The organism is Candidatus Fusobacterium pullicola (assembly GCA_018883725.1).
GTDB lineage: Bacteria > Fusobacteriota > Fusobacteriia > Fusobacteriales > Fusobacteriaceae > Fusobacterium_A > Fusobacterium_A pullicola.
The window spans coordinates 21,129-27,655 of record JAHLFN010000023.1 but is presented as its reverse complement, the minus strand read 5'-3'; the positions used below and the strand labels follow the sequence as shown (position 1 = coordinate 27,655).

The 6,527-nt window shown below is 28.8% G+C and carries 9 protein-coding genes and 1 tRNA gene; 1 reads left to right on the top strand and 9 read right to left on the bottom strand.

The window, feature by feature from the left end:
* From IAA47_02965 to IAA47_02945, 5 genes are all read right to left on the bottom strand, one after another.
* The coding region (locus IAA47_02965; protein ID MBU3841935.1) for an FUSC family protein at positions 1 to 965 on the bottom strand (965 nt) is incomplete at its 3' end.
* Positions 966 to 1,031: 66 nt separating this feature from the next.
* Positions 1,032 to 1,118 (bottom strand) — tRNA-Leu (locus IAA47_02960).
* Positions 1,119 to 1,123: 5 nt separating this feature from the next.
* A complete protein-coding gene (locus tag IAA47_02955) occupies positions 1,124 to 1,288 on the bottom strand; it encodes a hypothetical protein (GenBank protein ID MBU3841934.1) in 165 nt (54 codons plus the stop codon).
* Between the two features lie 57 nt (positions 1,289 to 1,345).
* Positions 1,346 to 1,546 carry a cold-shock protein gene (locus IAA47_02950; GenBank protein MBU3841933.1) on the bottom strand — a complete coding sequence of 67 codons (201 nt, stop codon included), beginning with the start codon at positions 1,544 to 1,546 and terminating at the stop codon, positions 1,346 to 1,348.
* A gap of 175 nt (positions 1,547 to 1,721) precedes the next feature.
* On the bottom strand, positions 1,722 to 2,549 hold the full coding sequence (locus IAA47_02945) for an N-acetylmuramoyl-L-alanine amidase (GenBank protein ID MBU3841932.1): 828 nt from the start codon (positions 2,547 to 2,549) through the stop codon (positions 1,722 to 1,724).
* Positions 2,550 to 2,697: 148 nt separating this feature from the next.
* Here IAA47_02945 and IAA47_02940 point away from each other — a divergent pair, with 148 nt between their 5' ends.
* Positions 2,698 to 2,973, top strand: coding sequence for an HU family DNA-binding protein (locus IAA47_02940; GenBank protein ID MBU3841931.1), 276 nt, complete (start codon positions 2,698 to 2,700; stop codon positions 2,971 to 2,973).
* A gap of 132 nt (positions 2,974 to 3,105) precedes the next feature.
* On the opposite strand, the gene IAA47_02935 is transcribed toward IAA47_02940, so the two are convergent.
* From IAA47_02935 to serS, 4 genes are all read right to left on the bottom strand, one after another.
* The gene (locus tag IAA47_02935; GenBank protein MBU3841930.1) at positions 3,106 to 3,495 is read right to left on the bottom strand and encodes a VOC family protein; all 390 of its coding nucleotides are present in this window, start codon (positions 3,493 to 3,495) and stop codon (positions 3,106 to 3,108) included.
* A gap of 176 nt (positions 3,496 to 3,671) precedes the next feature.
* Positions 3,672 to 4,652, bottom strand: a complete 981-nt coding sequence (gene fba, locus IAA47_02930) for a class II fructose-1,6-bisphosphate aldolase (protein MBU3841929.1) — start codon at positions 4,650 to 4,652, stop codon at positions 3,672 to 3,674.
* Positions 4,653 to 4,740: 88 nt separating this feature from the next.
* On the bottom strand, positions 4,741 to 5,211 hold the full coding sequence (locus IAA47_02925) for an energy-coupling factor transporter transmembrane protein EcfT (GenBank protein MBU3841928.1): 471 nt from the start codon (positions 5,209 to 5,211) through the stop codon (positions 4,741 to 4,743).
* Positions 5,198 to 6,469: a serine--tRNA ligase gene (gene serS / locus IAA47_02920; GenBank protein ID MBU3841927.1), complete on the bottom strand. Its 1,272-nt coding sequence runs from the start codon at positions 6,467 to 6,469 to the stop codon at positions 5,198 to 5,200. Before serS ends, IAA47_02925 begins: the two co-directional genes overlap by 14 nt.
* Positions 6,470 to 6,527: the final 58 nt, after the last annotated feature.

Below are 6,527 nucleotides of genomic sequence, written 5' to 3'. Positions count from 1 at the left end.
TCTCTTTCATTTCTATTATGGTCTTTAAGATTAATTCCTAATAAAGCTATTTTCAATAAATTTAAGATGCTTTCTAATCTCTCTCCCTCTTCTTCTATCCTCTCTCTATTGTCTCTCTGAAATTTCTCTATCTCCATTACCAAATCCCTATTACTATCTATTTTTATATTTTTTCCAATTTTTTCTAACAAATCAGATAAACTTAAAAAAAACTGTTTATCTAATTTTTTTTCTCTTTCAACACACTCTTCCATATAGTAGTTAACCCTTTGAAAAAATATCATAAATAAATATAGAGTTTTTCCATATTCCGTAGCTAAATATCTTGAATTTCTTGTAAAATAGATCTGTTGATTTAAGTTAGAAATACTCTTAATCACTTCCAACTTCTCATCTTCTATACTCTCTCCAAGAGCTAATTTTCTTATCTGCTGTGATAGTAGTAGTATTTTTTCCCTCAATTTATCATATTTTTTCTCTTTTTTCAAATATTTAGAGGAGAAAAATAAAGCTACTGTTAAAACTATAAAACTATAAAGTAAAGCCCCTATTCTCATTGGAAGTAATGAAGAGGAAATCGGCATAAGTTGCATAAATACAAAAGCCATCCCATAAACAAAGTAGGATTTTGGTGTAAATTTATTTGTTAAAAAATAAACTATAAAAAATGGAACAGCCAAATTGATAAGTATACAGAAAATTAAACTCTCTCCTGCTAAAAATGACATAAAGGCTATTGTTAATATCATTAAGTAGTTTTTTATTAACTCTCTTATTCTAAACTCCTGTTGATATTTAACTTTAAAATAAAGCGTTAAAAATGGGGGTAGTATCATATTATATTTTCCAAAAAAAATCCACAGTGTTAAAAATAAAAATATTGAAATAGATATAACCGGTAACTCCGTTTTCATATTTTTCTTAAATGTAATTATCATGTTATAATAATCTTCTACCTTAATCATCCTTGTTTTTCTCCTTTAATAACTAAAAAAAGAAAGAGGATAAATATATCCTCTCAATTAACAAATTGGTGCACGGGAAGAGACTTGAACTCTCACAGGAGAAACACCTACAAGGACCTCAACCTTGCGCGTCTACCATTCCGCCACCCATGCATATTTTAGTACCACAAATTATACGATACTCTCTTTTTCTTCTTCTGATTTTTTTTAAAAATATTATCATAGGTTCTTAATAAAATTCCCACTATAAGTAATGGAAATAAAAATAATTTAACTAATTTATTTAAAAACCATTGGAGTCTTACTGTATTTTTCTTTTTCATTCTTCCTCCAAAAATAAAATTAGGGTACCTTACAGTACCCTATAATTTTAAAAATAATTAAGCTACTGTTACATTAGAAGCTACTGGACCCTTTGCTCCTTCTGTTACTTCAAAAGATACTGCTTGTCCCTCTTCTAAATTTCTAAATCCTTTTGCATTTATATTAGAGTAGTGTACGAAATAATCTTTTCCATCTTCTCCAGAAATAAATCCGAATCCTTTGTCTTTGTTAAACCATTTTACTGTTCCTTTTAGCATTAAAATGCACCTCCAAAAATTTTAGATGAAACCAAAATAGAAAAAACAAACCCTAAAATTTTTGAAACGTGAGTCTTCGCTTTTGAAACGTGAAAAAAGTTAGTGTTTTATTTATCAAATTGTTTTCTTCTCTGTGGTTATTATAGCATTAAATCCTGATTTATACAAGATTTTTTTATTTATACTTTTTGTTCAAGGCTTTTAGAATAGCAAAAGTTTCTAAATCCATATTACCACTTAATCCTTTAGGGTTGAAATGTGATTGAAAACTATAAATAACTCTTCTACTCTCTTCGTCCCACTCATTAGTACTGTTTATTTTATAACCATATTTTCTAAATTCCTCTTTTATTTTAAAAATTGGAGTTACACTGTATAACTTTTTATTCATAAAAAATTTTTTATCTTTTTCATTGTACCAAGCTCCTATTCCATATTCTTTAAATAATCTTTCCCATGGAAACTTTGGACCTGGATCTATCTTTCTTGTAGGAGCAATATCAGAGTGTCCTAATATATCTGTTGGCTTTATATTATATTGAGAAATCAAATTAGTAAGCAATCTCGCCAATTTTTTTATCTGTCCCTCTGTAAACTCAATATATTTATCCTCAGGAATAAAAAATCCATAATCTTTTATATCTTTTTTCTCATCTCTTACACCATAGCTTGTTATCTCTATTCCAATAGAAGTATCATTTAAGTTATTACGCCCTCCAAACTCGCTTATTCCAGCATGCCAAGCCCTTTTATCAAGTGGTACTAGATTATATATAGGCTCCTCATCTTTTGAGCTTATAAAGAAGTGAGAGCTTACTCCACCCTGAGTCAAGGCTCTTAATCCAACTTCGTCAGTAGTAGCCGTATAATGAATAATTATAAATCTAATTCTTTCATTCTGACTTTTAGCACTATATTTTTTTGTATCTATACTGTAATTAATTGATGTACACGATGATAGTAATAAACTTTGTAAAAATAATATAATTAAATATTTTCCCATCCTTTTTCTCCCTCACTATTTTTTCTTATATTTTACATCAAAAAAAATTTTTTAGCAAAATTTTATAAAAAGTATTGAAATTATTTAAAATATATGATATAAAATAGAAACTTATGTGTTTTATATAGATTTTAGGAGGATTCATAAAATGACAAAAAAAGATTTTACAAAATTACTATTTGAAAAGGGAGTATTCGCATCTAAAGCTGAGGCTGAGAGAAAATTTGAAGTAATTTTAAACTCTATCGAAGAAACTTTAAAAGCTGGAGAAGAATTAAACTTCATCGGATGGGGGAAATTTGAAGTAGTTGAAAAAGCTGAAAGAGTTGGAAGAAACCCTAAAACTGGAGAGGAAATAGTAATCCCTGCTAAGAAAACTGTTAAATTCAAAGCTGGAAAAACTTTAGTAGAAAAAATGAACTAGTCTATAATAACTATTTAATTTGTAAATAGATTACTTAGAGGAAATATTATCTAAAAAATATTTAGTATAATTTTCCTCTTTTTTACTAATAATCTCTTCTGAAGACATTTGTGCTAATATTTTTAGTTCAATTTAAGCTTCATATAATTCTAGTGGAGTATCATCTGGATCTTTAAAAAAAGTAAATTTTTTTCCAGTTAATTCATCTACTCTTATCTGCTCACACTTAACACCTAATTTTTTGAGCTTATTTACTTCATTTTCAATATTCTTAACTTCAAAAGCTAAATGTCTCAAACCACATGCTTCTGGATTTGTTAACCTTTTTGGAGGAGTTAAAAACGAAAAAAGCTCAATTTGGTAGTTCCCTTTTATTTCTAGATCTAATTTATATGAATTTCTATCTTTTCTAAAAGTTTCAGCTTTTATGGTAAATCCTAAAATTTCAGTATAAAATTTTTTTGATTTTTCATAATCGGAAACAATAATAGCTACATGATGAATATTTTTTATATCTAACATTTTTATTTCGCCTCACTATTAATATTTTCATTTTTTTATTATTATTACTTAACTATTAATTTAATTAAAGGAATTTTTAAACTATAAAATAGCTTTTATTTTTAGAACTAAAATATAGTAGTCGCTCAAAATTTTACCTTATCAAAAAAGAGCAGATAAAATCTGCTCTAAAAAAACTATTTAGTTCCTTTTTTGTAAGCTCCTTCAGAACCAAAAACATCAACGATTTTAGTTTTGTAGTAAGCTTTCATTTCTTCTTTAGCTGCTCCTAAGTATTTTCTTGGATCAAACTCTTTTGGAGTTGTTCCTAATACTCTTCTGATAGCTGCTGTGAAAGCTAATCTTCCGTCAGTATCAACGTTTATTTTAGCTACTGCTGATTTAGAAGCTTTTCTTAATTCTGCATCTGGTATACCGATAGCATCTTTAACTTCTCCGCCAAACTCTTTTATCATTGCTGTATATTGTTGAGGTACAGCTGATGATCCGTGTAATACGATTGGGAATCCTGGGATTCTTCTTTCGATTTCTTCTAATATATCTAGTCTTAATTTAGGATCTTCACCTGGTTTGAATTTGTGTGCTCCGTGAGATGTTCCGATAGCTATTGCTAATGAATCAACTCCTGTTTTGCTTACAAACTCTTCAACTTCGTCTGGATTTGTATATGTATGAGTTTCTGCATGAACGTCATCTTCGATTCCAGCTAAAACTCCTAATTCAGCTTCTACTGTTACATCTTTAGAGTGAGCATACTCAACAACTTCTCTAGAGATTTCTATATTTTTAGCAAAATCATAGTGAGATCCGTCGATCATTACAGATGAAAATCCTGCTTCTATACAAGTTTTAACAGTTGCTAAGTCTGGTCCATGGTCTAGGTGTAAAGCTACTGGAATGTCAGATCCCATACTTCTTGCTCTATCTACTGCAGCTTTAGCTAATAATGGAGTTACTTCTACACCCATATAAGATAAAGCTCCTTTTGAACATTGTAATATAACTGGTGAACCCATTTCAGCACAAGCTTCAACTATAGCTAGAGCCATTTCCATATTGTTAAAGTTGAAAGCTGGTACAGCATATCCGTTTGCATTTGCTTTTGCAAACATTTCTTTTGTGTTTGAAAGACCTAAATCTTTATAATTGTATCCCATTTTTTTCCTCCTAAAAAATTATATATACTAATTCTAGCAAATATTCAGAATAAAATCAATTAAAAGAATTTTGTTATTATAATTTAGATCAGTTTTTTACTTTTATTTGTTTTAAAATATACCTAAAAAACCATTTTATTCTCATTCTCTTTTTTATAAGTAAAAGAGCCTGAGGAACTAATTCAATTACATTTTCAATAATATTTTGATATTTGCTATATTTTGTATTAATTATTCCATTTGCTACCACTATCCACGATAATAATAAAAGATTGAATACCCTAAGATAATTTAATAAAAAATTATACATTCCCTCTTTTGTTACATAAAATCTAGATATTTTGAATAAAACTTCACCCTCTTGAGTGTAAAAAATCTGTAGTAAGCAAGTTATAAAGTATAGGAAGAATAAAAATTTTACTCTTCCTAAATTTTCTTTAAAATTTTTGTTATAAAATATATTTAGTAGTACAAGTATAAGTGTAGCTACTCCTATATATAGTAAATTATTTATGAAGATATTAAAGATTAGTAGTATCAATAAACTACTTCTTAACAACTTCTACTCCTCCCATATATGGTACTAAAGCTTTTGGTATTAAGAATGATCCATCTTCTTGTTGATAGTTTTCCATTATAGCTACTAGAGTTCTTCCTACTGCTAATCCAGAACCATTTAAAGTATGGCAGTACTCACTTTTTGAGCTTCCATTAGGTCTATATTTAAGTCCCATTCTTCTAGCTTGGAATCCTTCACAGTTAGAACATGAAGATATCTCTCTATATTTCTTTTGAGATGGTAACCATACTTCGATATCATAAGTTTTTGCTGCTCCAAATCCTAAGTCTCCAGTACATAATTGGATAACTCTATATGGTAATTCAAGTCTTTTTAATACCTCTTCAGCATTGTTTACCATTTTTTCTAACTCATCATAAGATGATTCTTGGTTTGTTATCTTTACCATTTCTACTTTGTTAAATTGGTGAAGTCTAATTATACCTTTTACATCTTTACCATAAGAACCTGCTTCTCTTCTAAAACATGGAGAGTAAGCTGTATAGTATTTAGGTAATTCTTTCTCTTCTAAAATTTCTTTTCTGTGAATATTTGTCATAGTAATTTCAGAAGTTGAAATTAGGAACATATCATCAGATGTTCTATACATATCATCTTCAAATTTAGGAAGTTGTCCTGTTCCTTCACATATCTCTCTCTTCACTAGGAATGGAGTTATATGCTCAGTATATCCATGCTCTGTTGTATGCAAATCTAGCATAAAGTTAATTAATGCTCTCTCTACTCTTGCTCCTAAACCTCTATATAATACAAATCTTGATCCTCCAAGTTTTGATCCTCTTTCAAAATCTAAAATTCCTAGATCTTCTCCTATATCCCAGTGAGCTTTTGGTTCAAAAGTAAACTCTCTAGGAGTTCCCCATCTTCTTATCTCAACGTTTGCATTTTCATCTTCTCCTACTGGAGTTCCATCTTGATACATATTTGGGATTGTCATTTGAATATATGTTAATTTTTCCTCTACTTCAGCTAATTTTGTATCTAACTCTTTTATTTGAGCAGATACTTTTCCCATCTCTTCTATTAAAGCTGCGGCATCTTGTTTCTCTTTTTTTAATCTAGCAATTTCATTAGATTCTACATTTCTCTTTTGTTTTAATGCCTCTACTTCTCCTAAGATTTCTCTTCTTTGATCATCTAATTGAAAGAACTCATCAAGTGTTAAGCTGCTATTTCTATTTCTTAACATCTCTTCTACTTTTTCTCTGTTTTCACGTATGAATTTTAACTCTAACATACCACTTTCTCCTCTCAAAATATATTTTAATTTTATTTTTTTATTTGATATAGATTAA

Excerpts from the sequence above, each read along its gene's own strand:
- IAA47_02955 (MBU3841934.1), bottom strand. The coding sequence starts at position 1,288 with ATGAAAAAGAAAAATACAGTAAGACTCCAATGGTTTTTAAATAAATTA.
- IAA47_02950 (MBU3841933.1), bottom strand. The coding sequence starts at position 1,546 with ATGCTAAAAGGAACAGTAAAATGGTTTAACAAAGACAAAGGATTCGGA.
- IAA47_02945 (MBU3841932.1), bottom strand. The coding sequence starts at position 2,549 with ATGGGAAAATATTTAATTATATTATTTTTACAAAGTTTATTACTATCA.
- IAA47_02940 (MBU3841931.1), top strand. The coding sequence starts at position 2,698 with ATGACAAAAAAAGATTTTACAAAATTACTATTTGAAAAGGGAGTATTC.
- IAA47_02935 (MBU3841930.1), bottom strand. The coding sequence starts at position 3,495 with ATGTTAGATATAAAAAATATTCATCATGTAGCTATTATTGTTTCCGAT.
- fba (MBU3841929.1), bottom strand. The coding sequence starts at position 4,652 with ATGGGATACAATTATAAAGATTTAGGTCTTTCAAACACAAAAGAAATG.
- serS (MBU3841927.1), bottom strand. The coding sequence starts at position 6,469 with ATGTTAGAGTTAAAATTCATACGTGAAAACAGAGAAAAAGTAGAAGAG.